Source organism: Paenibacillus sp. LRG-1 (assembly GCF_057220305.1).
The window spans coordinates 3,673,811-3,698,261 of record NZ_CM170126.1 but is presented as its reverse complement, the minus strand read 5'-3'; the positions used below and the strand labels follow the sequence as shown (position 1 = coordinate 3,698,261).

The following is a 24,451-nucleotide window of genomic DNA, read 5'->3' as shown; positions in this document are numbered from 1 at the left end:
TTTAAAAGTCGATGTCACTTGCAGAATATAGGCGTTCTCCTGCTGCGAATTTAATCGTAGCGCCGGAGAGCGTCTTTTTCTTATGTATAGATACGAATATCTCTTATAATATTGACTTTAATCGTGGTATAATAAATAGATGCAAGCCTAAGCCTGCATCAGAAAACCTGAAACTACAGACAGGGGAGGGTGAAACGCATGCTGACAAAGGATGAAATTATTGCAACAATGTCCGCTCAGGGGCTGCGTATTACAGATCAGCGCAAGACGTTGGCCACGTTATTTTCCGAGAATGAAGGGTATCTGTCCCCCAAAGACGTTTATGAATATATGGGTAAGAAGTACAGTGGACTTAGTTTTGATACGGTTTATCGTAATCTGCGTGTAATGCAGGAATTGGGTGTACTGGAACAGGTATCTTTTGAGGATGGAATGAAGTTCAAGGTGAGCTGTAATGAGCATCATCACCATCACCATATGATTTGCTTGAGCTGTCAGAAAACATTACCGATTTCTTTTTGCCCAATGCAAATGACGGATACAACGGATCAATTCCAAATCGTCGAGCACAAGTTTGAAATTTTTGGTTATTGCAAAGATTGTCAACAGAAGAATGGGCATACTGACAGTAATTCGGATGGGGGATTCAGACAGACGAGCAGTCACACTCACAGCCACGGGGGCTACTGAAATGAAAATCACCACACGCAGAGTGGTACAGGCTCCGATTAAGTTTTATCGTTCCTATATTTCACCGTTAAAGCCGGCTACCTGCCGATTCTATCCAACGTGTTCGGCGTACGCGTTGGAGGCGGTAGAGATGCATGGTGCGCTCAAAGGTTCATGGCTTGCTGCTAAGCGTATAGCCAAGTGCCATCCCTTTCATCCGGGCGGCGTAGATTTGGTCCCTCCTGCAAAAAAGGGAACAGATAGGTCTAGCGAAGATCGTTTGGCTACCCACTCTGAAAAGGGTCTGACTTGACAGCGCTATGCGGATTTGGTTATATTTTGGTTAATATTGTTTTCCTGCGAAGGGATGAGTAGGGTAAAACGCCCAGTACAGAGAGCCGGGGTTAGCTGCAAACCGGTCTGGAGCGAAGCCTGAATATGGTCCTGGAGGAACCTTTTTCGAGCGTATTTGCCACAATTATTAGTGCTTGGGAGGCAATCGTAAGGGGGAGGCGTGTTCCAGCGTTAATGGGCGGTCAGATGTGACCGGTGAAGCCTGTAGTCTGCGAGGATACAGGAAAATTGGGTGGTAACGCGTGAGGTGACTCTCGTCCCATAGGGGCGGGGGTCTTTTTTGTGCCCAATTTGTGCCAAATACATGAATTGGAGTACCATCATGTCAGCAGGTCTTATAGCTGCCGTGAACAAAACAGGAGGCAACACACATGTCCAATGAGAACACATTTTATATTACGACACCGATCTATTATCCGAGCGACAAGCTACATATAGGTCATGCTTACACGACGGTTGCGGGAGATGCAATGGCCCGTTACAAGCGGCTACGCGGTTATGAAGTGCGCTATTTGACAGGAACGGATGAGCATGGTCAGAAGATTGAGCAGAAAGCAAGTGCAGCAGGCAAAACGCCGCAACGTTTCGTAGATGATATTGTGGCAGGTATTCAAGAACTGTGGCGGAAGCTCGACATTTCCAATGACGATTTTATCCGTACTACGGAGGAACGTCATAAGGCTGTTGTACAAGAAATTTTTGATCGTTTGCTGAAGCAAGGCGATATTTACAAGGGAGAATACGAAGGCTGGTACAGCATCCCTGACGAGACGTACTACACAGAAACTCAGCTGGTTGACGTGGTGAAGGACGCCGAAGGCAATGTGGCTGGAGGAAAAAGCCCGGATAGTGGACACCCTGTAGAACTGGTCAAGGAAGAGTGTTACTTTTTCCGTATGAGCAAGTATGCTGATCGGTTGCTGCAATTTTATGAAGAGAATCCGCAGTTTATCCAGCCGGAATCACGTAAAAAAGAGATGATCAATAACTTCATCAAGCCGGGTCTGGAGGATTTGGCTGTATCCCGTACTACCTTCGATTGGGGCATTAAGGTGAAGGGGGATCCGAAGCATGTCGTGTATGTGTGGATTGATGCACTTTCCAACTACATCACAGCCTTGGGTTATGGCTCTTCCAATACCGAGCTGTATGATAAATTCTGGCCTGCAAATGTGCATATCGTAGGTAAAGAGATTGTACGGTTCCACACGATATATTGGCCGATTATGCTGATGGCGCTGGATCTTCCGTTGCCTAAAAAAGTATTTGCACATGGTTGGCTGCTCATGAAAGACGGTAAAATGTCGAAATCTAAAGGCAATGTTGTAGACCCAGTGACGTTGATTGACCGTTATGGTCTGGACCAACTACGATACTACTTACTGCGCGAGGTGCCTTTTGGGGCAGACGGAACATTTACACCAGAAAGTTTTGTAGATCGAGTTAATTCGGATTTGGCAAATGATCTGGGCAACTTGTTGAATCGTACCGTGGCGATGGTAGATAAATATTTTGATGGTAAGGTTCCAGCTTATGAAGCGAATGTAACAGCATTCGACGGAGCTTTGGAAGACATGGCAACATCGACTTATAGTAAAGTAGAAGAAGCCATGGAAAACATGGAGTTTTCCGTGGCATTAACGGCGATTAGCCAATTTATTAGCCGTAGCAACAAGTATATTGACGAGACGCAACCATGGAATTTGGCTAAGGATGAGGCAAAACGTCGCGAATTGTCATCTGTTATGTTGCATTTGGTAGAAAGCTTGCGCATCGCTTCCATCTTACTCCAGCCATTCTTAACCCGTGCTCCTCATAAAATTTGGGAGCAGCTCGGTATTAGCCAAGGTGAGTTGACTACATGGGATAGCGGCAAACAGTTCGGTCGTATTCCGGAAGGAACGCAGCTGGTCAAAGGTAATCCGATCTTCCCGCGTCTGGATTCAGAGCAAGAGGTTGCTTTTATCGTGGAAGCGATGACTGGAGGTAAGAAGCCGGAGGAAGCTACGACACAAGCTCAACCGCAGAATGCATCTGAGACGAGCCAGGAAGCACCGGAGGCAAAGGAAGAGATTGGCATTGAGGATTTTGCCAAGGTGGAACTGCGCGTTGCTCAGGTCGTCGCCTGCGAGCCTGTGAAGAAGGCCGATAAACTATTGAAGCTTCAGCTTGACCTTGGTTATGAGCAGCGGCAAGTAGTATCAGGGATTGCGAAGTTTTATACACCTGAAGATATCATTGGGCGCAAGGTGATCTGTGTGACCAATCTGAAGCCAGTAAAACTTCGGGGAGAGCTGTCGCAAGGTATGATTTTGGCAGCATCACATGGAGATCAGCTTACGCTGGCCACCGTACCGGAAGGTATGCCGAATGGTGCGGTTGTAAAGTAGAACGCTATGTAAAAATAAAAGAGCGTAATGAGCGTGTGTCCAGGAATTATTCTTCCTGGGCATGCGCTTTTTGGCTTGCATCATATTTTGCTCCCGCTATACGTATGTTTTAGTAGGCAGGGCTTGTTTGCTTGTGTTCACTTAAGACAGGTGGGAGGAAATGATGATGACAAATATCAACGCTGGGTTGGCGATCATAGCCGGACTGGTTTCTTTTTTTTCACCGTGTTGTTTACCGCTGTATCCATCTTATTTATCGTATATGACAGGGATGTCTGCGCGTGAACTGGCTGAAGGACGGCACAAGGCTGAGGTTCGTTATCGTACGATGGGACATACGCTTGCTTTTGTATTGGGCTTTTCGGTCGTTTTCTATTCACTGGGTGCAAGTGTCGGGTTGCTTGGAGAATGGTTTGCCAATTATGGGGATGCGCTAAGAGTGGTAGCGGGATCACTTATTTTACTAATGGGGCTGGTATCTCTTGGTGTGGTGCGTCCTTTGTTTCTAATGAGGGAGCATAAGCTTCGCTGGACATGGAAGCCTGCCGGGTATGCCGGTTCCTTTGTAATCGGAATAGGATTTGCGGCAGGCTGGTCGCCCTGTATCGGTCCCATGCTAACAGCTATTATTGCTTTGGCGGCAGTAGAGCATCACATTTGGTTCAAACTAATTACAGGCTATGCGCTTGGCTTTGCGATTCCATTTTTTGTATTAGCTTTGCTGGTAGGCTCTGTTCGACTATCCTCTCGCTATATCTCGATCCTCATCAAAACAGGTGGCATACTACTAGTTATTACGGGCATTTTACTGGTAACGGATCATATGACCGATGTAACGTTATTTTTACAACAGATTACCCCAGATTGGATGCTAGTTATGTGAAATATTCAATACGACTTAAAGGGAAATGTTCAAAAATGCGCTCTGTGATAAACTCTCGCAGTGCATTTTGCTGATCATCGGGATAAACATATTTGTTTTGTCCCCAGCGGCCCCATTTTTTCTTGCGTTTCTCTATGTCCATCTCCAGTTTGGTTTTCGGATAACGTTTCTCGATGACAGCTTTGGATGTTTTGGTGAAGCGATGCTGAATTAATTCGAACGTCAAATCTTTTGTAGCATGCTGTGGCAAGGTTTCTCCCAATTTTCGCAGCAACTCGCCGTAACCTTCTTCCCAGCCGTCATACCAGATGATGGGTGCGATGATGAACCCCAGTGGATAACCGGCTCGTGCGATTTTGCCAGCGGCTTCAATACGTTCCTCGAAGCGTGAAGTTGCAGGTTCAAACTGTTTAATAACATAATCGGAATTAATGCTAAAGCGGATGCGAGTATGACCATTATGTTTAATATCCAGCAATGGATCAACATGATGATATTTAGTAACAAAACGCAGACGACCAAATTCTTCATCTGCCATGAAACGAATCAAGTCTTCAAGCGTTCCGGTGATATGCTCCAAACCAACTGGATCGGAGGTGCAAGCTGCTTCAAAACGGGTAATTTCAGGCGCACGCTCCTCGATATAAGCTTTAGCTGCTGATAAGATATCGTCAGTGTTGACATATACACGAATATACGGCTTTGCTCCCAAGGTTGTTTGTAAATAACAGTAGTGACAGTGCCCCATACAACCAGTCGAAATGGGGATGGCGTATTCGGCAGAGGGCTTGGATTGGTCAAAAGTTAACGTTTTACGGATACCGACAACCAAAGTTTTTTTTGCCATTCGGTACTTTTCAACTTCAGTTTCACCTGGTAAATTGGTAATTCGGTTGTGAGAGGTAGTCATCCGATACGGAATATCCTTGGCTTTAACCCAATCCATAATACGCTGGCCCTTGGGATAATTCAGTGCGTCTGGCTCAAAAAACACCAGATCAGGCAAAAATGGCTTGGTTCCTCTGGTTTGGACAGGAGTACGCTCAAGCGTAGGCATGGCTAACGCTCCTTTCGAAATAAATCCACAGTGCTCTGGTGTCCAACTTTAACATATTGCCGCAGAAATAAACGATACAGGGACGACGATATTAGTGTGCCCCGCTTAAATTGAACAAATCGTGGCAATAGCTGTGAGTGGAGGGATGAGACTTGCCAATGGGCAATGATAACATGTATCATTACATAGTAGGTTTAACGCAGGAAATGAAGGCGGTAAGCGCCCGTTCAATAACAGAAAAGAGGGAAACAAGTGCCAACGCCAAGCATGGAAGATTATTTGGAACGCATTTACCAACTGATTGATGAGAAGGGTTATGCTCGTGTCTCGGATATCGCAGAGGGGTTAGAGGTGCATCCTTCGTCCGTCACCAAAATGATTCAGAAGTTGGATAAGGACGATTATCTTGTATATGAGAAATATCGGGGACTGATTTTGACACCGAAAGGGAAAAATGTCGGCAAACGGTTGGTTGATCGCCATCAGTTATTAGAGCAATTTCTGGATATGATTGGGGTTGACAAGGACCTGATATATAAAGATGTGGAAGGTATTGAGCATCATTTGAGCTGGGATTCCATCACCCGTATCGAAACATTGGTTGAGTATTTTCGTCGGGATGAAGATCGCTTGCGCCAGCTTCATGACATACACAAGGAATTGAGTGGAGATTCCTAAAAGCATCTGTCCTTACGGACGATGCTTTTTTATTTGTCCCGACCGCAACAAATATCCGGTTATTAGCGTCTATCCATTATATAGCAGGACAAGATAGGGGTTAAAATTAACAGGGTTAGCGGAGGATTGTAATAATATGAATCGAAAGAAAATAGTGGCATTGGCTGCTGGCCTACTCTTAGCAGTGCAGACTGCCATCGTTCCTGGAGTTCAAGCAGCTCCAACTGGTAATATTGAAATTATATTGGACGGACAGTCCCTGCAAAGTGACGCGTCACCGTATATTGTACAGGGAGCCAATGTTACGATGGTTCCTTTGCGAGTGATTAGTGAGGGATTGGGCGCTCAGGTCAACTGGTCGGAATCGTCCGCTACGGTAACGATTACAGCACAGAACAAAAATATATCTATGGAGAACGGTGCACAAAGCGCTACGGTGAATGGCAAGTCAGTTCGACTGGATGCATCTGCCCGTATGACAAGCGGGAGAGTCATGGTGCCTCTGCGTTTTGTTGGGGAAGAGTTGGGATTAAAAGTGGATTGGCAAGCTTCAAAGCGAGTCATTACGTTAAGCAGTGGTAAGGAAGGTGTCTCTACTGGCGGGAACACTTCTGCGGGAAGCAGCGGCTCCATATCAGATACGTCTGCATCTGGCAATCAGGACAGTGTAAGTACAGATCAGAGAGCCATCGATGATGAGCAGGCGGTTGTCGCTTCACCGTCAACGTCTACTAGTGAGGACGGTTCAAGTTCTTCACAGGCAAATGTGGTTCAGGTAAAGACTTCAACTTCCATGCGTGGAGCATGGATTTCTACCATTAACGGAGATTGGCCTTCTTCCGCTGCCCGAAGCAGCTCAGAGAAGCAAAAGCAGGAGTTTACTAAAATGCTCGATGATTTGCAGGGGATGGGCATCAATGCGGTATTTGTTCAGGTTCGTGCCAGCGGTGATGCGCTCTATCCATCGAGTCTTGTACCATGGAGCAAGTATTTGACCAACACCCAAGGTAAAAATCCAGGCTACGATCCCTTAAAATTTATGATTAGCGAATCGCATAAGCGAGGAATGGAATTCCATGCCTGGTTTAATCCGTTCCGTGCGAATTCTACAGGAACAACCAGCGGTTTGGCTGCAAACCATGTGGCTAATCAACATCCGGACTGGATTGTTAAGAATGGTAGCCAATTGTACATCAATCCAGGAATTCCGGCTGCACGTCAGCATGTCATTGCGGCGATTATGGAGGTCGTGAACGGATATGATATTGACGGCGTCCATTTGGACGATTATTTTTATCCTTACAGCGGGACTTTTGATGATGATGCGACCTTTAAAGCATATAATGCCAACAAAATCTCTAACAAGGGCGACTGGCGGAGAGATAATGTGAACAGTTTTGTTCGCGATTTGGGCAAAAGCATTCATGCCAGCAAGTCTAAAGTTCAATTCGGAATTAGTCCTTTTGGGGTATGGCGTAACAAATCTCAGGACTTAACGGGTTCAGACACGAAGGCAGGCGTTACAGCGTATGATACGACGTTTGCGGATGTAAGAACCTGGATTAACAAAGAATGGATTGATTATGTAGCTCCACAAATTTACTGGAGTATCGGTTTCCCAGCGGCGGGATATGACAAGCTTGTCGCATGGTGGTCCAATGAGGTAAAAAACTCAGATGTTAAGCTGTATATCGGTCATTCTCCTTATAAGATCGGCACCCCTGAAAAGGGCTGGCAAACGGCTCAAGAGCTAATTAAGCAGCTTGAACTGAACGAAGATTATAAACAGGTCAAAGGGGATATTTACTTTAGTGCACAGCATTTGCGTAAAAATCCATACGGACTCATTCAGCTTCTTCAAAATTATTATCAAATGTGATATAAATTGGATCATATAGGTTCTATTTGGGCCTCCGTTCTCATACATAAGCAGTAGAACTGCTTACTCCCAAGAGAACGGAGGTTTTTTGATCTATGCTGATCAATGCTGTGTTCCAGGGTGGAGGGGTTAAGGGAATTTCGCTGGCGGGTGCAGTTAAGGCTGCGGAGGAGCATGGAATTGTATTCAATCGTTTGGCAGGTACATCATCAGGTGCTATTGTAGCTGCTTTATTGGCTGCGGGATACTCTGCGGATGAAATGAAAGCCGTAATTGAGAAAACCCCCTTGGTCAAGTTGTTACGACGTTCTCCAGTGTTCAATATTAAGTGGGTTGGACCAGCAGCTCGTATCTTTCTTAAAAAAGGGCTCTACTCAGGGGAGGCACTGGAGCACTGGGTACGTGAGCTGTTACGAGCTAAGGGAGTGCGTACGTTCGCGGATTTACCTCCTGGCAAACTGCGCATTATTGCATCAGATATCACGAATGGACGCATTCTGGTGCTTCCTGAGGATATCAAACGTTTTGGTATCAATCCCTCTTCACTGGAGGTAGCTAAAGCCATTCGGATGAGCACAAGTATCCCTTATTTTTTTGATCCTGTTATGTTAAGGCTTGATTCTGCACTTGCCAAGGGAAAGACTTTTTCTCAGCAATTTGTATTTGTAGTTGATGGGGCTTTACTAAGCAATTTGCCGTTGTGGCTTTTTGATGAGCCTGTAAATGAACGTGAGGCCAAAACGATTCCAACGGTAGGGTTTCAAATGGTGGGCAAAACGGGGACGGAGACCAAAGTTTCTTATATACGGGGTCCATTGACCATGCTGCAGGCTATTTTTGATACCATGCTATCAGCACACGATGAACGATATATTGAGCAGGAGAATCGGTATCGGACGATTAAAATTCCAACATTGGGTATCCGCACTGCACAATTTAACATTTCTACAGAGCAAAGTGATTTGTTGTATGCTTCCGGTGTGCAGGCAGGGGATGCTTTTTTCCACAAATGGAGCATCACTTCTTACCAGCAGCAGTATAGCAAGTACCAATTGATGAAGGATACCATGTACGCTATGAAATAAACACTAACTCGCAGTTAAAGTTAATTTAAAAGGGTGTAAAAAAGGAGCCTCTTCCCGGTCATATTTGAATACGCGGGTGATGGCTCCTTTGTGCTACATTTTAAAGGATGATTATCATTAATGATATTTAGGTTGTTCTTCTTCATTTTTGCCCTTGGAACCTTCAATTACATGAAAAGGATACGCTTTGCGCTTGCCTGTAGTCTGCTGCTTACGTGCGTTGGCTGTTTTGGCCATGGTGCGCACAGAGGGTTTGATTTTGGGAGTACGATTGCGTTGCCCTGGCAGGTATTTGTATAGCAGAAATATAACTGCAAAAACAAGGACGGGAATTAGTAAACTCATGAGAAAGCCCCAGCTTCCTCTCCATAGCATATCCACAATCCCATATGCACCCAAAGCAAGGGTAAGCCAGAAAATAACGGCATGTCTGTTCATTATTCACTCATCCTTTCACAGGATCAAGGACCGGACTGTTGAAGGTCTCCTTTACAGGTACGTTTTCCAACTCAGCATCCAATTCAAGCATACGCTTAAATGAGGCAATGGATACCTCCACTTGATCATCAGTCGGTTCTTTGGTGGTAAGTAGTTGCAGCCACAGACCGGGGTAACCTAAATAACGAAGTAACGGAATTTCACGAAGAGCATTGGTCAGCTTGAGAAATTCAAAAGAAAGCCCCAGTACGATCGGAAGCAGTAGAAGCCGTTGCCCCATGCGCTCCCACAGATTATCGTAGGTAAATAGGGAATAGACAAGTACTCCGATGATCACGGTCAGCATAATAAAGCTACTACCGCAGCGGTAATGCAGACGGCTGTATTTTTGTACATTGGCCGGGGTTAGTTCTTCCCCTGCTTCGAATGCTGTAATTACTTTATGCTCTGCGCCGTGATATTGAAACAGTCGCTTAATTAACGGAGTTTGGGAAATACTCCACAAATAAGCCAGTAGCAGAATCAGCTTAATAGCTCCTTCTGCGAGGTTATGCAAAATTTGGCTGTGAAACAAGCTTCCGAACAGGAAATTCTCTACAATAACCGGAACGAGAGTCAATACAATTTTGCCAAACAGGAATGACAAAATACCGACTGCCGCCACACCGATCATCATACTCAGACTCCAGCGAGATTCTTCTTTTTTCTTTTGCTCAGCGCGTTCTTCCGGATCTACTTCATCATCAGCATACGCATCGGCTGAATAGTTTAAATGCTTGGTACCCTTGGCGCTGGAGTCGATGATGCTTACAATCCCCCGCAATAAAGGAATTCTGCGGAATTTGGATACCCAGGATTGCTCCTTGCGTGGTACTTCCAAATATGTGATTTCGCCAGTTTTGCGGCGAACTGCCGTGACATTGACACGCTTGCCGCCGAACATGACACCTTCAATGACTGCCTGACCGCCGTAGCTCACAGGCTTGGATGCTTGTGACAACCGTCTCACCTCTCTTAATACATGCTTTTTTGTATATTGTATCGAATTTGGAAGGGAATATCTAGTTAGATGAAACTGAGTGTAGTAATTAGGCCACTCCAAGCTAAGATTCTGCTTTTAAAGGAGAAGGTAGAAATTCTTATCGTGGAGAAAGCTCATGCCACAGGCTTATAAAAAAAGCATTTATGGAGCTCAGACTGCTCACATAAATGCTACTCATTATAAAACCGAATGAATATTTGGAGACAACTTATTGCGTAATTGCCCCGACAACCTGGTCAACCAGCCCTTTTGAAGAGAGGGGGCCGCCAAATGTCCATGTCGTACCGCTCAGTGAATAGGTACGTTTTTCTTTAACGAAATTTAGACCATTCCAGACCGAATTATTTTTCATGGGTGCGCCGAAAACATTATCGTCCGGCTGAACAATATAGATAAAGTTGCTGTCCTGAACGGCAGACAGAGCTTCAATGCCTACGGTTGAAAAGCCATACTGTTCAACTTTGCTCGGTTTCCAATCGTTAATCATGCCGATCTTCGCCAGTGTTGCCACGACGACTGAGTTATCTGAAAACATACGAAGGCTGGCCGCATTTTGCGAAGTGAAAGCCTGTGTCAGTATATAATGATAATCCGACTTGCCAGCAGCGGTGAGCTTTTCTTTGGCTTCAGCATAATGCTGATCCAGTTCGGCAAGCACCTGCTTAGCTTTGTCTGCTTTTCCAAGAGCAACTGCGATGCTATTAAAAATTTCTACCATCTTATCATGATCGTAGCCGTTACCATCGTTCAGATTATATTCGATCGTCGGAGCGATGGCCTTGAGTTGCTCATAGATAGCTTCATTTCCATCAACATTCGAAATGATCAGATCCGGCTTCAATGCAGCAATCGCTTCCAGATTCGGCTCGTTACGCGTGCCAACATCGACCACGCTACTATCGAGAGCCGCCTCCGGTGTCACGTACACCTTGTAGTTGGCATTGTCTGCATTACCAACCGGCTGAACGCCCAGCGCAATCAAATCCTCTGTAAATGTCCATTCCAGCACTACGACACGCTGTGCGGGCTTGTTGAGCGTGACCTCACCACGATTATGCTTTACCGTCACAGGACCAGTCGCTGTGTCAGTCGGTTTGCTACCCGACGTGGCTGTCTGATCTTTATCCGATGCTTTGTCGGCTGCTCCGCAACCTGCCAGAGTGAGCGTAAAAACCATTAACAATAAAATCCCGATTAATCCCTTTTTCATAGAAGCGTTCTCCCGTATATATGTTTTTAGGAAATGATAATGATTATCATTTTCATCATTATATTATGATAGAGGATTGAAATTTTGTCAATGTAAAAAACGGGTCCGTACCCTCAATTGGAAAGCTGCCATTATTCAGCATTCCTGTTCATTGTTAAACTATTCCCCCTTGGAGCATACTACCTAGCAAAATGGAATGCAGAATCCGATGGACGTACATGCATTTCCGATTGCAATTGTCTTTACGATGGGAAAAAGTTTGCATATTGAAAGGGGATTAAACAACATGAGTGAAACCTACTCTATACCCAAGATAGGACATGAACAGGAGCAGTCTCGCGGATCTCAGGATCAACGTCATCATAACGACAGTGGTAGAGGCAGGCAGCAGTCAGGCAAAATACATACGCCTCTCATTCCTTTTGCACTTGAGTTGGGTTTTTTTGCGGGTTTACTCTGGGGATTGCTGCGCTGGCTGTTTTATAAGTTGCATTTTACGGTAGTAGCGCCTGGCTTTCTCGCGGAGCCTTTTTTCAAGCATTCGTTTATGAACACCATGGCGGGACATCTGGTAGGGCTACTTTTTTTTATTGGATTATCCGTCGTAGCTTCACTGGTGTACACTCTGTTGCTGCGCAGATTTAAGGGTCCTATACCCGGAATTGTGTATGGTCTGATTTGGTGGGTTGTTTTATTTGTATTAACAGGTCCTAAGCTAGGAATGATGAATGCTCCTGATCGGTTAACATGGAATTCCTTATATACGGAAATTTGTGTGTTTATACTGTGGGGACTATTTATCGGATATACCGTTGCTGTCGAGTATACGGATGAAAGAAAGCGCGAGCCTGAGAAAGCTGAGGGCTGAACGTAACAAAAACTTCTCAAGCGCCTATCCCCTGTGTTAAAATAGCATTTGGTTATTTGACAGAGGGGAGCGGAATGAAAGATGAAGAATGACCGGGTGTTAAAGCTGCGGCAGGCGCTGGGCGAGCATAATCTGCGGGCTATGCTGATTACTAGCCCTGTCAATCGTCGATATTTGACAGGCTTCACAGGTTCGGCGGGTTATGTGCTGATTACGGAATCCCATAGCTATTTGCTGACTGACTTTCGCTATATGACACAAGCGACCGAACAAGCCGAAGGCTTCACGGTGGTGCAGCACGCTGCACAGGTCATGGAAACGGTGAAAGAATTACTGTCTTCCCATCAGATCAGCGAAACAGGCTTCGAGCAAGACGCTGTAACTGTTGCGACGCATAAAGCTTATAGCGAAGATTTGTCACCTATTTCACTGGTTCCGGTGTCGGGCATTGTGGAGAAGCTACGGGTGTACAAGGATGCAGAAGAGCTGGAAGTGATGCAGCGGGCAGCGGATTTGGCAGATGCTACATTTGCACACATTTTACCTTACATCAAGCCGGGGGTCAGCGAGCGTGAGCTGGATCTGGAAATGGAATTCTTCATGCGCAAGCAGGGAGCTACATCCTCTTCATTTGACACAATTGTGGCTTCCGGGGTTCGTTCGGCATTGCCTCATGGCGTAGCCAGTGCTAAGTTAGTACAAGCAGGCGAGCTAATTACGTTTGATTTTGGTGCGTTGCTGGATGGCTACTGCTCCGATTTGACACGTACAGTGGCTACACAAGGGGATTTAGCGCCTCAGTTGCGTGAGATCTACGATATTGTGCTTAAGGCGCAACTTCACGCACTCGAACATATTAAGCCGGGCATGACAGGCCGTGAAGCGGATGCGCTGACCCGGGATATTATTGCTGGCCATGGCTATGGAGACAATTTCGGTCACAGCACAGGTCATGGTCTGGGTCTGGAAGTACATGAATCTACACGCCTGTCTAAGGTAAGCGATGATATTCTGGAGCCGGGTATGGTGGTAACGGTCGAGCCAGGTATTTATGTGCCTGGATTGGGCGGTGTACGGATCGAGGATGATATCGTTATTACAGATAGCGGCATCAAGGTATTAACACATTCGAGCAAAGAATTTACAGTCGTTTAATAACGATAACAGTCCTGTAGGAGGGGTATTTTAGTGATTAACGTTAATGATTTTAAAACAGGATTGACCGTCGAGGTAGACGGAGATATTTTTACGGTGCTGGATTTCCAACACGTAAAACCGGGTAAAGGTGCGGCATTCGTGCGCTCTAAGCTTAAAAACCTGCGTAACGGCAACACTGTTGAACGTACATTCCGTGCGGGTGAAACGATCGGCCGCGCGCAAATTGAAAACCGTGGTGTGTCTTACCTCTATGCGAGCGCAGACGAGCATACATTCATGGATAATGAAACATATGATCAATTCACACTTTCCAGCGATCAACTGAAATGGGAACTTAACTTCCTGCAAGAAAACATGAATGTAAACATCATTAGCTATAATGGTGAAATTCTCGGGATTAACCTGCCTAACAGCGTAGAGCTGAAGGTTATTGACACTGAGCCGGGTATTAAAGGTAACACCGCTACAGGTGCTACTAAAAATGCAAAAGTTGAAACAGGACTGAACGTTCAGGTTCCATTGTTTATCAACCAGGACGACGTATTGCTGATTGATACACGCGATGGTAAATACATTTCCCGCGCATAAATTTTGCAGCTTTTAGATTTCCTCTGTCCTTGTTAAGGGCAGGGGATATTTTTATAAGCACTAATATTAAAAAACAATGGCTCCGTACAGCACTTTCGTATTATACTGTACTAAAGTTATGCCGCAGGATGTCACGTTCAAGTCGTTTGGTGCCATCTCAAGGTTACATACTGTTGAGTCTGAGGGAGTGAATATCGTTGTCATTGTATGTCATGAAATTCGGAGGCAGTTCCGTCGGTGACACGGAGCGCATGAAACGCGTGGCAAAACGCGTTGTGGAGAAACAGAGTGAAGGGCATCAATGTGTAGTGGTCGTTTCCGCAATGGGAGACACGACAGACGAACTGATTGACCAGGCCAAATTGTTGAATGAGGAGTTGCCTGCACGTGAGCTGGATATGTTGATGACGACAGGTGAACAAATTTCAATCGCCTTGTTGTCGATGGCTATTCAGCAGTTGGGTCATGAAGCGGTATCGTTTACGGGATGGCAGGCTGGTTTCCGTACTGAATCTGACTTTGGTCGAGCACGGATTACGGATATTCAACCTCAGCGTGTGCTGGATGCACTGAGCAGCAACAAGATCGTTGTTGTAGCTGGTTTCCAAGGGATGTCTGCAGAGGGAGACATTACGACGCTGGGACGTGGTGGATCTGATACGACGGCGGTTGCGCTGGCGGCGGCAATTCAAGCGGACGCCTGTGAAATTTACACGGATGTGGACGGCATATATTCAACAGATCCACGGATCGTGAAGGTTGCTCGTAAGCTAAAAGAAATTTCTTATGATGAAATGCTGGAATTAGCTAATCTGGGTGCAGCTGTATTGCATCCTCGTGCGGTAGAATATGCCAAACATAACCGGGTACCGCTGATTGTGCGGTCCAGTTTTAACCATAATGAAGGAACGGTCGTAAAGGAGGATGCAGTAATGGAACAAGGCGTTGTAGTCAGTGGGATTGCATATGATAAAAATGTAGCAAGAATCAGTATTTTGGGCGTCGCCGATATCCCCGGTGTACTGGCGAAAGTATTTGGAACACTGGCGGCAGCCAAAATTGATGTAGACATTATTGTACAAAGCGGGGTTGAAGCTGGTAAAGCGGATTTCTCCTTTACAGTAGCTCTGACGGATCGTGAAGCAGCACTGAAGACGCTGGAAGGTATTCGTGGAGAGCTTCCGTACCGTGAAGTAACGTCTGAGGAAAACCTGGTGAAGGTGTCCATTGTAGGTGCAGGAATGGTTAGTCATCCGGGTGTTGCTGCGCAAATGTTTGCCGTACTGGCAGAGCAAGGCGTTAGCATTAAAATGGTAAGCACATCTGAGATCAAAGTATCGTGTGTAATTGAAGCGGGTAAACTTCATGAGGTTATTCAGGCGTTGCATACAGCTTATAACCTGGACACCGAGGAGCAAGCGTTTGTGGGTGGACCGCAGGACCGTCGTTAATAACTGCAACGTGAGATCTAGACACTGAATATGTCTAATGTGAACGATGCTTATGATAGGTAAAGGTTGATACAGGCCCTCTATTTATAGTTTGATAAATCATAGAATACAGCAGTAGGTTAAGAGGTTGTTCCATCAGTGAGAGTTAGACTGAGGGGCAGCCTCTTTTTTTGCTGAATCTATCTTTTCTACCCAAGGGTATCCCTTAGCCGACAAGGCTTTGAGAGGCCCTTTTTTATTGTGCGAATTAGAGAATGGTGCTTAAACAAGCGGGAGAAAGGTCTGTTGAGTGTTGATAGGAGTTAGCAAAAGTTTGCCTAGGTTTTCAATATATTTTCGGCATAAAAAGCGAGAGTCAACCATAGACTTGTCTTAAAGAAAAAGGACAACTGTGAGGGGGCGGCATCGGTATGGAATGGCTGGAATTATTTCCCGAACCGTTGCACGGTATACTCGGAAGGCTTCCAGAAACGGTATTTAAGCAACTGGAAGAAATCCGGGTCAGGGAAGGAAGGCCGTTGGAAATTAATGCAAATGGTGATCATCATTTTGTAACGTCTGCTGGTCGGCTGACTTTGAACCATGTGGAAGCCTATAAGCCTGACCGTGAGGATGCCCACCGACTGCTGGATTTTATCAGCAATCATTCCCTGTATACCATGGAAGAGGAGCTTCGTAAAGGGTTTATTACGATCCCTGGCGGTCATCGTATTGGCTTGGCAGGGAGAACCGTGCTCAACCGAGGACGAGTGGAGCATTTGAGGGATATAAGCAGCTTTAATGTAAGAATTGCTCGTGCAATTCCCGGCATAGCTGATCGGATATTGCCTTATGTAGCAGATCGAATGTCCGGGAAAATCCGGCACACCCTCATTTTGTCCCCTCCTCAGCATGGCAAAACGACACTGCTTAGGGACTTGGCTCGGCAACTCAGTTACGGAGGGATGGAAAGCAACGGGGGGCGACGGAATGGACTCAAGGTAGGCATTATAGACGAACGCTCTGAGATCGCTGGTAGTCACAAAGGTATCCCCGGTTTTGATGTCGGGCCTCGCACCGATGTATTGGACGGATGTCCGAAAGCAGAAGGCATGATGATGATGATCCGCTCGATGTCACCGGATGTCCTCATTGTTGATGAAATCGGACGACCGGAAGATGCGGAGGCGGTGCGCGAAGCGCTTCATGCAGGCATTGCAGTCATTGCTTCCGCACATGGCCGCGATGTGGCTGAAATGGCGACCCGGTCTGCGTTTGCTGGATTAACTACAGGACAAGAGCTGTTTCAACTCTACGTCATGCTGGAGCGGACGAGCCGGGGCGTCTCATTTCGGCTGGCAGATGCCAAGCAGCGCAGGCTTACACTGCCTGGAGAAGGGCAGAATGGGGGCATCTCCTATGCTTAAGCTGCTAGGTGCAGCCTTGGTTATACTGGCCGCTACGCTGGCAGGCTGGCAGCGGGCAAGACAGTTTGCGATGAGGCCGCGGCAAATCAGGGAGTTGATTCTTGCGCTGCAAAGATTGACCACCGAGGTTTCCTACGGGGTGTCTCCGCTACCAGATGCTTTCGCCAAGACAGGAGAGCCCTTGCGAGAGCCGCTGCGCACTCTGTTTCAGCAAGCCTCACGCTGGATGCACCCCTCTTTTGGCTTGACTGCCAGAGAAAGCTTGCATAAAGCTATTGAAGACTCGTGGAACCGTTCCTCTATGAAGCAAGCCGAGAAGGAAGCGATGCGGCAGCTTGCTTACAGTCTTGGAACCAGCGACCGTGAAGACCAGATCAAGCACATTGCGCTGACCATCCAACAGTTATCCCATGAGGAAGCGCAGGCGCAGGCAGATCAGGTGAGGTACGAGCGTATGAGCAGGAGCCTGGGACTGCTGATCGGAGCATTGATCGTCATTTTGATCTATTAGCGGGGTGCTCGAATGAATTTAGAAGTGAACGCAATTTTCCAGATTGCCGGAATTGGCATTATTATCGCTATGATTCATACCGTATTAAAGCAAATGGGCAAAGAAGACATGGCCCACTGGGTAACGGTCATTGGTTTCGTCGTGGTCCTGTTCATGGTGGTGCGAATGCTGGATAACCTTCTGCAAGAGATCAAATCTATCTTTCTTTTTCAGTAGGTGGACACATGGAAATCATTCAGGTGGTGGGCTTCGCCCTCATTGCCACAGTCCTCATTTTAGTCATTAAGGAACAGAAGCCGATGTTTGCCTTTTTGATTGCAACAGCTGCGGGAATCGTCATTTTTTTGCTGCTGATTGGCAAGATCGGATCTGTGGTTGCTGTACTGGAGCGACTGGCCCGGTCTTCAGGCATGGATATGATCTATTTTAAAACCGTATTGAAAATAATCGGTATCGCTTATATTGCTGAATTTGGAGCGCAAATCGTTCGGGATGCAGGACAAGACGGGATTGCTTCCAAAATTGAGCTTACCGGAAAGGTACTCATTATGGTGCTAGCAATCCCGATTATCAGCATTATTATTGATACCATTCTGAAGCTGATGCCCGCCTGAGGGGGTGATGCCATGAAAAGGCTAGGGGGCATGCCGAATCTCAAAGTAATTGCAATGTTGCTGCTATGTCTCTGGTGTGCCTCAGCTGCGGTCCTCTTTGCAGATACACCGACAAACGAATGGATCAGACAGCAGGCGGAGCAAATGCCCAAAGATGAAGTAGAACATTATTGGGACGGGCTCATGCAGCAATACGGCGGATTTTTCCCTGATCAGAAAACGCCTTCCTTCATGGACATGCTGCTTCCAGGCGGTGAAGGGTTCAGCATAAAGGGTGTATTGAGCGCTATAGCTGATTTTTTCATCCATGAAATCCGGGTAAATGCCAAGTTGCTCGTCACCATCGTCATGCTCAGCATTATGAGTATGGTGCTGGAAACGCTGCAAAGTGCTTTTGAAAGCAAACAGGTCAGCAAAGTGGCCTACGCTATCGTATACATGGTCATTATCATTCTGGCGATTAATAGCTTTAGTGTAGCGATTGGTTATGCCAAAGAAGCGATTGATAGTATGATTCACTTCATGATGGCAATGTTGCCTTTGTTGTTTACCATGTTAGCCTCGATGGGTAACGTCGTAACAGTTTCGGTGACCCACCCGCTGATTGTATTTATGATCAACACAGTCGGAACAGTCATTCATACGCTGGTTTTCCCGCTACTGTTTTTCTCGGCTGTGCTGTACTTGGTCAACTCGCTGACAGGCAAATACAAACTGACCCAGCTAGCCGATCTGTTGCGGAACGCTGGAGTAGCAGTGCTGGGAGTGTTGCTGACCATATTTCTAGGAGTCATTTCGGTACAAGGCTTGACATCGTCAGTTACTGACGGATTAACGATCCGCACAGCCAAATATATTACAGGTAGCTTTGTTCCGGTGGTCGGCAAGGCGTTGGCAGATGCGACAGATACAGTCATTTCGGCTTCGCTGCTCGTTAAAAATGCCATTGGTCTGGTAGGAGTCATTATTATTTTGTTCCTGTGCGCATTTCCTGCTCTCAAGATTCTGACACTGGCTCTCATTTATAAAGTGACAGCAGCGATCATGCAGCCTTTGGGTGATACGCCTATCGTGGAATGTCTCGATGCGATCGGCAAGAGCATGATTTATGTTTTCGCGGCACTGGCGGCAGTGGGTTTAATGTCCTTCCTTGCGATTACAATCATGCTCGCAGCAGGAAATATGACGGTCATGATGAGGTGAACCAATGCACGTAAACCAACAAGGGGGGAGGGGAGTGACGTGACCTGGCTGGGAGGTTGGCTTAAGGAACTGGTGCTAATCGTGTTGCTGGCTTCTTTTGTCGATATGATCTTACCGAGCCGATCTATGGAAAGGTATGTCAAACTCGTTCTCAGCCTGCTTATTCTGCTGACGTTGCTGTCTCCGGTCGTGCGCTTACTGAGCAGCAGCCCCTCCGAGGTTTTAGGGCGAGCATTGGATCTTCAACGTCAGGCTGAGACAGGCAAGAGGGAACCGACATTGGAGGAGATTTTGGCAAAAGGCAGCCAGTTAAAGCAACAGCAAGAACAAAGCTCCATGCAATGGGCTGGCAAAGAGGTAGCTAAGGAAATGAAAGGACAATTGGAACAGTATACTGGGTTAGCAATTCAGTCGGTCCAGGTTACCCTTGCAAAGATTCAACAGAAGGAATCGGGGCTGGAGGCAGGAACGGGTGTCCAGTCGGTAGTGGTCAAATTGGCGGAGCAGCAGCCAGAAAAAGAAAAGAAAAACACAGACGTCTCGCCTGGTGCAGATGCTAAGCCGATTATGGTGGAGCCTGTGGCCGAAAAGACAGTGAATATTCGTGTGGAGCCGACACATACAAAAACTTCAGATTTTAATGAAGGAACGCGAGAAGATGATCGTAATCCTGATAAAACTGCTGAGGACGGAAAGCCAACGGATACGAAAGCTTTTGACTTAATTACAGGACTTCTACGTGAAAAATGGGGGATAGACAGCAAAAATGTTCAGGTGGTTTCTTCGCAGGATGGAACACATGAATGGTAACAGGAGGTGAGCAGAAATGAGCAAATGGCTGAAAAAGCTCGAGCGATGGCTGGGTGGAGGGGCGGATGGGGCGAAAAGATTCAACTCATTTCGTTGGCTGCTTATACTTGGCCTTATCGGTGTAGCGATCATGCTTTTTAATTCATTCGTTAATGTGAAAAAGGTCGATCCAGAAAACGTAGGGCGTGAGCCGCCTGGCGTGATGAAAAATGAGCCTACATTAGAGACAACAACAGGTGAAGAAAGTTCCTTTGCCGGGATCGAGAAGGTTTTTGAGGACAATATGAAACAGATGCTGGAGCAGATTGTTGGCGTAGGAACCGTCGATGTCATGGTTACGGTAGATTCCACCGAAGAAGTTATCGTTCAACGCAATGTAAAAGATATGCAGGAAGAGAACAACGAGACGGACGCCAATGGTGGACAACGGCACACTACTCAATATACACGTGATGGCGAGATTGTCACCTATGAGTCATCAGGTGGTCAGCACACCCCGATTGTGACAAAAAAAGTAAAACCGCAGGTGAGGGGAGTGCTTGTTGTGGCTATGGGGGCAGAAAACCCTACAGTGAAGCAGCTAATTGTCGATGCTGTACAGAAGGGACTAAATGTACCTTCCTACAAAATTTCAGTCGTACCGCGCAAGCAGGGATAATATGGAATTGAGGAACAAAGAAGTTTATATTTTAAACCATTAATGAATATGGAGGACGGAACATGAATAATAAAAGACAAACCGTTTGGCTGGTGTCCATGCTGAGTTTAATGGTCGTGCTGTCTGCGTATTATTTGTTTACGGAGGACTCGAGCCCTGCAAATCCACCAGTAGCCGATAGTGAGCAAGTGAGCAAGGTTAAGCAGGATGCCGCACAGGAAGCAACGACGAAGGCAGAGGAACAATTGAACGAACTGAAGGTAAATGAAGTAGTGACGAATGGCGAAGTAACTGATGGAGCATCAGCAACTTCCACAAAATCGGATACGGCTTCCACAACTGACCCAGCAACGGAAAACTCAAAAGGCGATAAAGATACGGCAGCTGCCCCTACTACTGAACCGGCGACATCCGATCAAAACACAACTGCGACTAAAACGGACGCGACAGCACAAAGTGACGACAAAGCAACCTCTACAGCCAAAACCGACCAGCAGGTACTGGATCAAGTGGCAACCGATCAAGCTGCCCAACCTACAGCAGCAGCAGTGATTGACAACTATTTGCTGGAACGGGATGTGGAAAATCAGAAGAAAAATGATGAACTGACTACCGCAATGAACGACAGCACACCAAAGAAAGCTGCTGAGGCTCAAAAGGAATTACATGTACTTGAAGATAAGCAGGCTAAAATTACTGGAATTGAAGAAGAGCTTCAGCAGCAGTTCGCCAATGCGGTCGTCCGTGAGGAAGATGCTGATAAATACAAAGTAGTGGTTCTGAGTGAAAAATTGGATGCTAAGCAAGCGGTAACAATTGTCGATAAAGTCATGAAGGAACTGAATGTAACGCAGGATAAGATCAGTGTCCAGTATGTTACACAATAAGACAAAAAACGCGAAAAAGCCCGGATTTCTGCATTATTCCGGGCTCTTTCTATTTTTAATGATTGTGATATAATACATAAAGCTGTTTCAACAATGTTATCAGCAACCGGCAAAATGCTGAAGGAGTGATTAATAGAGATGTTTAAATTAAGCGAGATTAAGGAATTGATCAAGCTGGTGGATGAAACGTCTGTGCATGAGCTTGAAATTGAAAATGAAGGAACTCGCCTGTTGATCCGGAAACCGGGCAAAAGCGAGATCGTTACGGTACAGGCTCCTGTGGCAACACCTGCTTATGCAGTGGCACCACAAGCTGTTATTCCAAATCCACAAGTACAGTCCGATGTTGGACTTGCAACTGCTGGGGAATCGAGGGAATATGCAAGCAATCTACATAAAATCGTATCTCCGATGGTAGGCACTTTCTATAGTTCTTCATCTCCGGATACGGCTCCGTATGTGAGTATCGGCAGCAAAGTGGGCGAAAAAACAACGGTATGTATCATTGAAGCGATGAAGCTGATGAACGAGCTGGAAGCTGAAGTGAAGGGCGAAATTGTGGAAATTTTGGCCGAAAACGGACAGTTGGTCGAGTATGGCCAGCCATTGTTCCTTGTGAAACCGGAGTAAAAAGCTTGTTTGAACCCTCTTTTGAGGGTTCGGCAAGACTACTCCCAGGGAGGATAAAGTCATGACATTTCAAAAAGTATTGATTGCGAATCGTGGAGAAATTGCGGTTCGTATCATTCGCGCTTGCCGCGAAATGAATATTTCGACAGTTGCCGTATATTCGGAAGCTGACAAGGATTCGTTACATGTGCGTCTCGCAGATGAGGCTTACTGTATCGGACCGACACTATCTAAGGACAGCTACCTTAATTTTACGAATCTGATGAGCGTTGCTACATTGACTGAATGTGATGCCATTCATCCAGGTTACGGATTTTTGGCGGAAAACGCAGACTTCGCTGAAATTTGCGAATCGTGTAATATTACGTTTATTGGTCCTTCTCCTGAAGCCATTAACAAAATGGGAGATAAGGCCGTAGCCAAGCAGACCATGAAGGATGCCGGAGTTCCGGTTATTCCGGGTTCAGACGGGCTGGTTGAGGATTTGCAGGATGCGATCAGCATCGCACGTGATATCGGATATCCGGTAATTATCAAGGCCACAGCAGGTGGCGGAGGTAAAGGTATTCGTATCGCCGAAGATGAGGATAACCTCATTCAGCAAATCACTACCGCTCAGCAGGAGGCGCAAAAAGCATTTGGCAATGCGGGTGTCTACCTAGAAAAATACTTGACCGGTATGAAACACGTGGAAATACAGATCATAGCGGACAAGCATGGTAATGTTGCCCATTTGGGCGAACGGGACTGCTCTGTGCAGCGTCGTCGTCAGAAGTTATTGGAGGAAGCACCATGTCCTGTACTATCGCAGGATGTTCGTGAAGAAATGGGTCAGGCAGCTGTTCGTGCAGCTTTGGCCGTTCAATACTCTGGTGCAGGTACTCTCGAATTTTTGCTTGGCCCGGACAATAATTTCTATTTCATGGAAATGAATACACGTATTCAGGTAGAACATCCAGTAACAGAAATGATTACTGGTGTAGACCTGATTAAGGAAATGATTTCTGTCGCTGAAGGACATCCGCTTTCCTTTACGCAGGAAGAAGTCACCATCAATGGCTGGGCGATAGAGTGTCGTATTAATGCTGAGGATCCGGATCGTAATTTTATGCCTGCACCGGGTAAAATCGGATTTTATCTGCCTCCAGGCGGTCCTGGAGTACGGGTAGACAGCGCAGCATATCCAGGTTATAGCATTCCTCCTTATTATGACTCTATGATCGCCAAGCTGATTGTGTGGGCACCTACACGGCAAGATGCAATTGCCAAAATGAAGCGGGCTTTGTCTGAGTTTGCTATTGAGGGCATACCCACAACGATTTCTTTTCATCAGCGCTTGCTAGAGCATCCTACCTTTATTAAAGGCGATTTTGATATTAAATTTTTGGAGGAAAACGAAGTTTAATCGGTATATTTCCTCAGTTTGTCATAATGAACGCCAAATGATATAGTATGGATAATAAGTGAGCATGTCTGCTTTGAAATCCAAAGCTGGAATGAAACTTATTTTGACCGAAAGGTGTTGAAGGTATGAGCACAGTGCCAACCGAATTCGAACGTACAGAAATTGGGGAGATTCAAATTGCCCCAGAAGTTATTGAAGTCATTGCCGGACTGGCTACCGTTGAGGTACCGGGCGTTGCGGGAATGAGTGGCGGATTTGCTGGTGGGTTTGCCGAATTGCTAGGCCGCAAAAATTTATCTAAAGGTGTAAAAGTGGAAGTCGGACAGCGTGAAGCTGCTGTAGACGTCTCCGTCATTATTGAGTACGGTAACCGTCTGCCTGAGGTGGCTGCTGCTATTCAGCATAATGTTAAGCGTTCGATTGAGAACATGACAGGTCTTAACGTTGTTGAAGTGAACGTGCAAATTCATGATGTTCAATTCAAAAGTGCCGAAAAAGTAGAAGAGCCGGAAGTGCTGGGCGCCGGACGGGTTAAATAGAGCGATACTTTGTACAAACCCCCGACCCTTATGGGTCG

At 46.2% G+C, this 24,451-nt stretch carries 26 protein-coding genes; 22 read left to right on the top strand and 4 right to left on the bottom strand.

Annotated features, from left to right (window positions below):
* The first annotated feature begins 198 nt into the window (after positions 1-198).
* The 4 genes from ACUUJN_RS16485 (at position 199) to ACUUJN_RS16470 (ending at position 4,296) form a co-directional block, all read left to right on the top strand.
* A complete protein-coding gene (locus tag ACUUJN_RS16485; protein ID WP_013310843.1) occupies positions 199-690 on the top strand; it encodes a Fur family transcriptional regulator in 492 nt (163 codons plus the stop codon).
* Position 691: 1 nt separating this feature from the next.
* Complete coding sequence (gene yidD, locus ACUUJN_RS16480) at positions 692-982, top strand: membrane protein insertion efficiency factor YidD (RefSeq protein ID WP_023989271.1); 291 nt, start codon at positions 692-694, stop codon at positions 980-982.
* Positions 983-1,394: 412 nt separating this feature from the next.
* Positions 1,395-3,413 (top strand): methionine--tRNA ligase, encoded by a 2,019-nt coding sequence (gene metG / locus ACUUJN_RS16475; RefSeq protein ID WP_023989270.1) that lies wholly within the window; start codon positions 1,395-1,397, stop codon positions 3,411-3,413.
* A 166-nt stretch (positions 3,414-3,579) separates the two neighbouring features.
* The gene (locus tag ACUUJN_RS16470; RefSeq protein ID WP_340958863.1) at positions 3,580-4,296 is read left to right on the top strand and encodes a cytochrome c biogenesis CcdA family protein; all 717 of its coding nucleotides are present in this window, start codon (positions 3,580-3,582) and stop codon (positions 4,294-4,296) included.
* On the opposite strand, the gene splB is transcribed toward ACUUJN_RS16470, so the two are convergent.
* Positions 4,289-5,353, bottom strand: a complete 1,065-nt coding sequence (gene splB / locus ACUUJN_RS16465) for a spore photoproduct lyase (protein ID WP_484668713.1) — start codon at positions 5,351-5,353, stop codon at positions 4,289-4,291. The genes ACUUJN_RS16470 and splB overlap by 8 nt on opposite strands.
* Positions 5,354-5,605: 252 nt before the next feature.
* On the opposite strand from splB, the gene mntR reads away from it, so the two are divergent.
* The 3 genes from mntR (at position 5,606) to ACUUJN_RS16450 (ending at position 8,995) form a co-directional block, all read left to right on the top strand.
* Entirely contained in the window at positions 5,606-6,031 is a 426-nt protein-coding gene (mntR, locus tag ACUUJN_RS16460) for a transcriptional regulator MntR (RefSeq protein WP_484668712.1), read from the top strand.
* A 136-nt stretch (positions 6,032-6,167) separates the two neighbouring features.
* Positions 6,168-7,910: a family 10 glycosylhydrolase gene (locus tag ACUUJN_RS16455; protein WP_484668711.1), complete on the top strand. Its 1,743-nt coding sequence runs from the start codon at positions 6,168-6,170 to the stop codon at positions 7,908-7,910.
* Positions 7,911-8,005: 95 nt separating this feature from the next.
* Complete coding sequence (locus tag ACUUJN_RS16450) at positions 8,006-8,995, top strand: patatin-like phospholipase family protein (protein ID WP_023989266.1); 990 nt, start codon at positions 8,006-8,008, stop codon at positions 8,993-8,995.
* Between the two features lie 117 nt (positions 8,996-9,112).
* On the opposite strand, the gene ACUUJN_RS16445 is transcribed toward ACUUJN_RS16450, so the two are convergent.
* The 3 genes from ACUUJN_RS16445 to ACUUJN_RS16435 all read right to left on the bottom strand — a co-directional run bounded on the left by ACUUJN_RS16445 (position 9,113) and on the right by ACUUJN_RS16435 (position 11,685).
* Positions 9,113-9,433 (bottom strand): hypothetical protein, encoded by a 321-nt coding sequence (locus ACUUJN_RS16445; protein WP_023989265.1) that lies wholly within the window; start codon positions 9,431-9,433, stop codon positions 9,113-9,115.
* 7 nt (positions 9,434-9,440) lie between these two features.
* Entirely contained in the window at positions 9,441-10,433 is a 993-nt protein-coding gene (locus ACUUJN_RS16440; RefSeq protein ID WP_053325700.1) for a DUF1385 domain-containing protein, read from the bottom strand.
* 250 nt (positions 10,434-10,683) lie between these two features.
* Positions 10,684-11,685, bottom strand: a complete 1,002-nt coding sequence (locus tag ACUUJN_RS16435; RefSeq protein WP_484668710.1) for an ABC transporter substrate-binding protein — start codon at positions 11,683-11,685, stop codon at positions 10,684-10,686.
* A 286-nt stretch (positions 11,686-11,971) separates the two neighbouring features.
* On the opposite strand from ACUUJN_RS16435, the gene ACUUJN_RS16430 reads away from it, so the two are divergent.
* From ACUUJN_RS16430 to ACUUJN_RS16360, 15 genes are all read left to right on the top strand, one after another.
* Entirely contained in the window at positions 11,972-12,553 is a 582-nt protein-coding gene (locus tag ACUUJN_RS16430) for a YqhR family membrane protein (RefSeq protein WP_023989261.1), read from the top strand.
* An 81-nt stretch (positions 12,554-12,634) separates the two neighbouring features.
* Positions 12,635-13,708, top strand: coding sequence for a M24 family metallopeptidase (locus tag ACUUJN_RS16425; RefSeq protein ID WP_023989260.1), 1,074 nt, complete (start codon positions 12,635-12,637; stop codon positions 13,706-13,708).
* Positions 13,709-13,741: 33 nt separating this feature from the next.
* Positions 13,742-14,299, top strand: a complete 558-nt coding sequence (gene efp / locus ACUUJN_RS16420; protein ID WP_023989259.1) for an elongation factor P — start codon at positions 13,742-13,744, stop codon at positions 14,297-14,299.
* A 197-nt stretch (positions 14,300-14,496) separates the two neighbouring features.
* Positions 14,497-15,750, top strand: coding sequence for an aspartate kinase (locus ACUUJN_RS16415; protein WP_071558530.1), 1,254 nt, complete (start codon positions 14,497-14,499; stop codon positions 15,748-15,750).
* Positions 15,751-16,160: 410 nt separating this feature from the next.
* Positions 16,161-17,156 carry a stage III sporulation protein AA gene (gene spoIIIAA / locus ACUUJN_RS16410; RefSeq protein WP_023989257.1) on the top strand — a complete coding sequence of 332 codons (996 nt, stop codon included), beginning with the start codon at positions 16,161-16,163 and terminating at the stop codon, positions 17,154-17,156.
* On the top strand, positions 17,149-17,667 hold the full coding sequence (gene spoIIIAB / locus ACUUJN_RS16405) for a stage III sporulation protein SpoIIIAB (protein ID WP_023989256.1): 519 nt from the start codon (positions 17,149-17,151) through the stop codon (positions 17,665-17,667). Before spoIIIAA ends, spoIIIAB begins: the two co-directional genes overlap by 8 nt.
* Positions 17,668-17,679: 12 nt before the next feature.
* A complete protein-coding gene (gene spoIIIAC / locus ACUUJN_RS16400) occupies positions 17,680-17,883 on the top strand; it encodes a stage III sporulation protein AC (RefSeq protein ID WP_010345636.1) in 204 nt (67 codons plus the stop codon).
* Between the two features lie 8 nt (positions 17,884-17,891).
* Complete coding sequence (gene spoIIIAD / locus ACUUJN_RS16395) at positions 17,892-18,281, top strand: stage III sporulation protein AD (RefSeq protein ID WP_013310826.1); 390 nt, start codon at positions 17,892-17,894, stop codon at positions 18,279-18,281.
* A 12-nt stretch (positions 18,282-18,293) separates the two neighbouring features.
* Positions 18,294-19,484, top strand: a complete 1,191-nt coding sequence (spoIIIAE, locus tag ACUUJN_RS16390) for a stage III sporulation protein AE (RefSeq protein WP_023989255.1) — start codon at positions 18,294-18,296, stop codon at positions 19,482-19,484.
* 39 nt (positions 19,485-19,523) lie between these two features.
* Entirely contained in the window at positions 19,524-20,294 is a 771-nt protein-coding gene (gene spoIIIAF / locus ACUUJN_RS16385) for a stage III sporulation protein AF (RefSeq protein WP_023989254.1), read from the top strand.
* A 16-nt stretch (positions 20,295-20,310) separates the two neighbouring features.
* Positions 20,311-20,952: a stage III sporulation protein AG gene (spoIIIAG, locus tag ACUUJN_RS16380; RefSeq protein ID WP_023989253.1), complete on the top strand. Its 642-nt coding sequence runs from the start codon at positions 20,311-20,313 to the stop codon at positions 20,950-20,952.
* Between the two features lie 62 nt (positions 20,953-21,014).
* Positions 21,015-21,839 carry a SpoIIIAH-like family protein gene (locus ACUUJN_RS16375; protein WP_053325695.1) on the top strand — a complete coding sequence of 275 codons (825 nt, stop codon included), beginning with the start codon at positions 21,015-21,017 and terminating at the stop codon, positions 21,837-21,839.
* A gap of 138 nt (positions 21,840-21,977) precedes the next feature.
* Positions 21,978-22,469, top strand: coding sequence for an acetyl-CoA carboxylase biotin carboxyl carrier protein (accB, locus tag ACUUJN_RS16370; RefSeq protein WP_023989251.1), 492 nt, complete (start codon positions 21,978-21,980; stop codon positions 22,467-22,469).
* Between the two features lie 61 nt (positions 22,470-22,530).
* Positions 22,531-23,874 carry an acetyl-CoA carboxylase biotin carboxylase subunit gene (gene accC, locus ACUUJN_RS16365; RefSeq protein WP_023989250.1) on the top strand — a complete coding sequence of 448 codons (1,344 nt, stop codon included), beginning with the start codon at positions 22,531-22,533 and terminating at the stop codon, positions 23,872-23,874.
* Positions 23,875-23,999: 125 nt separating this feature from the next.
* A complete protein-coding gene (locus tag ACUUJN_RS16360; protein WP_028540595.1) occupies positions 24,000-24,413 on the top strand; it encodes an Asp23/Gls24 family envelope stress response protein in 414 nt (137 codons plus the stop codon).
* Positions 24,414-24,451 lie beyond the last annotated feature (38 nt).

Bases quoted from the DNA above. Each gene is read 5' to 3' on its own strand.
- yidD (WP_023989271.1), top strand. From the start codon at position 692: ATGAAAATCACCACACGCAGAGTGGTACAGGCTCCGATTAAGTTTTAT.
- ACUUJN_RS16425 (WP_023989260.1), top strand. From the start codon at position 12,635: ATGAAGAATGACCGGGTGTTAAAGCTGCGGCAGGCGCTGGGCGAGCAT.
- ACUUJN_RS16450 (WP_023989266.1), top strand. From the start codon at position 8,006: ATGCTGATCAATGCTGTGTTCCAGGGTGGAGGGGTTAAGGGAATTTCG.
- spoIIIAB (WP_023989256.1), top strand. From the start codon at position 17,149: ATGCTTAAGCTGCTAGGTGCAGCCTTGGTTATACTGGCCGCTACGCTG.
- ACUUJN_RS16485 (WP_013310843.1), top strand. From the start codon at position 199: ATGCTGACAAAGGATGAAATTATTGCAACAATGTCCGCTCAGGGGCTG.
- spoIIIAA (WP_023989257.1), top strand. From the start codon at position 16,161: ATGGAATGGCTGGAATTATTTCCCGAACCGTTGCACGGTATACTCGGA.
- splB (WP_484668713.1), bottom strand. From the start codon at position 5,353: ATGCCTACGCTTGAGCGTACTCCTGTCCAAACCAGAGGAACCAAGCCA.
- spoIIIAG (WP_023989253.1), top strand. From the start codon at position 20,311: ATGAGCAAATGGCTGAAAAAGCTCGAGCGATGGCTGGGTGGAGGGGCG.
- ACUUJN_RS16445 (WP_023989265.1), bottom strand. From the start codon at position 9,433: ATGAACAGACATGCCGTTATTTTCTGGCTTACCCTTGCTTTGGGTGCA.
- ACUUJN_RS16470 (WP_340958863.1), top strand. From the start codon at position 3,580: ATGACAAATATCAACGCTGGGTTGGCGATCATAGCCGGACTGGTTTCT.
- accB (WP_023989251.1), top strand. From the start codon at position 21,978: ATGTTTAAATTAAGCGAGATTAAGGAATTGATCAAGCTGGTGGATGAA.
- spoIIIAE (WP_023989255.1), top strand. From the start codon at position 18,294: ATGAAAAGGCTAGGGGGCATGCCGAATCTCAAAGTAATTGCAATGTTG.
- ACUUJN_RS16455 (WP_484668711.1), top strand. From the start codon at position 6,168: ATGAATCGAAAGAAAATAGTGGCATTGGCTGCTGGCCTACTCTTAGCA.
- ACUUJN_RS16375 (WP_053325695.1), top strand. From the start codon at position 21,015: ATGAATAATAAAAGACAAACCGTTTGGCTGGTGTCCATGCTGAGTTTA.
- spoIIIAC (WP_010345636.1), top strand. From the start codon at position 17,680: ATGAATTTAGAAGTGAACGCAATTTTCCAGATTGCCGGAATTGGCATT.
- ACUUJN_RS16435 (WP_484668710.1), bottom strand. From the start codon at position 11,685: ATGAAAAAGGGATTAATCGGGATTTTATTGTTAATGGTTTTTACGCTC.
- spoIIIAD (WP_013310826.1), top strand. From the start codon at position 17,892: ATGGAAATCATTCAGGTGGTGGGCTTCGCCCTCATTGCCACAGTCCTC.
- accC (WP_023989250.1), top strand. From the start codon at position 22,531: ATGACATTTCAAAAAGTATTGATTGCGAATCGTGGAGAAATTGCGGTT.
- ACUUJN_RS16430 (WP_023989261.1), top strand. From the start codon at position 11,972: ATGAGTGAAACCTACTCTATACCCAAGATAGGACATGAACAGGAGCAG.
- ACUUJN_RS16360 (WP_028540595.1), top strand. From the start codon at position 24,000: ATGAGCACAGTGCCAACCGAATTCGAACGTACAGAAATTGGGGAGATT.
- metG (WP_023989270.1), top strand. From the start codon at position 1,395: ATGTCCAATGAGAACACATTTTATATTACGACACCGATCTATTATCCG.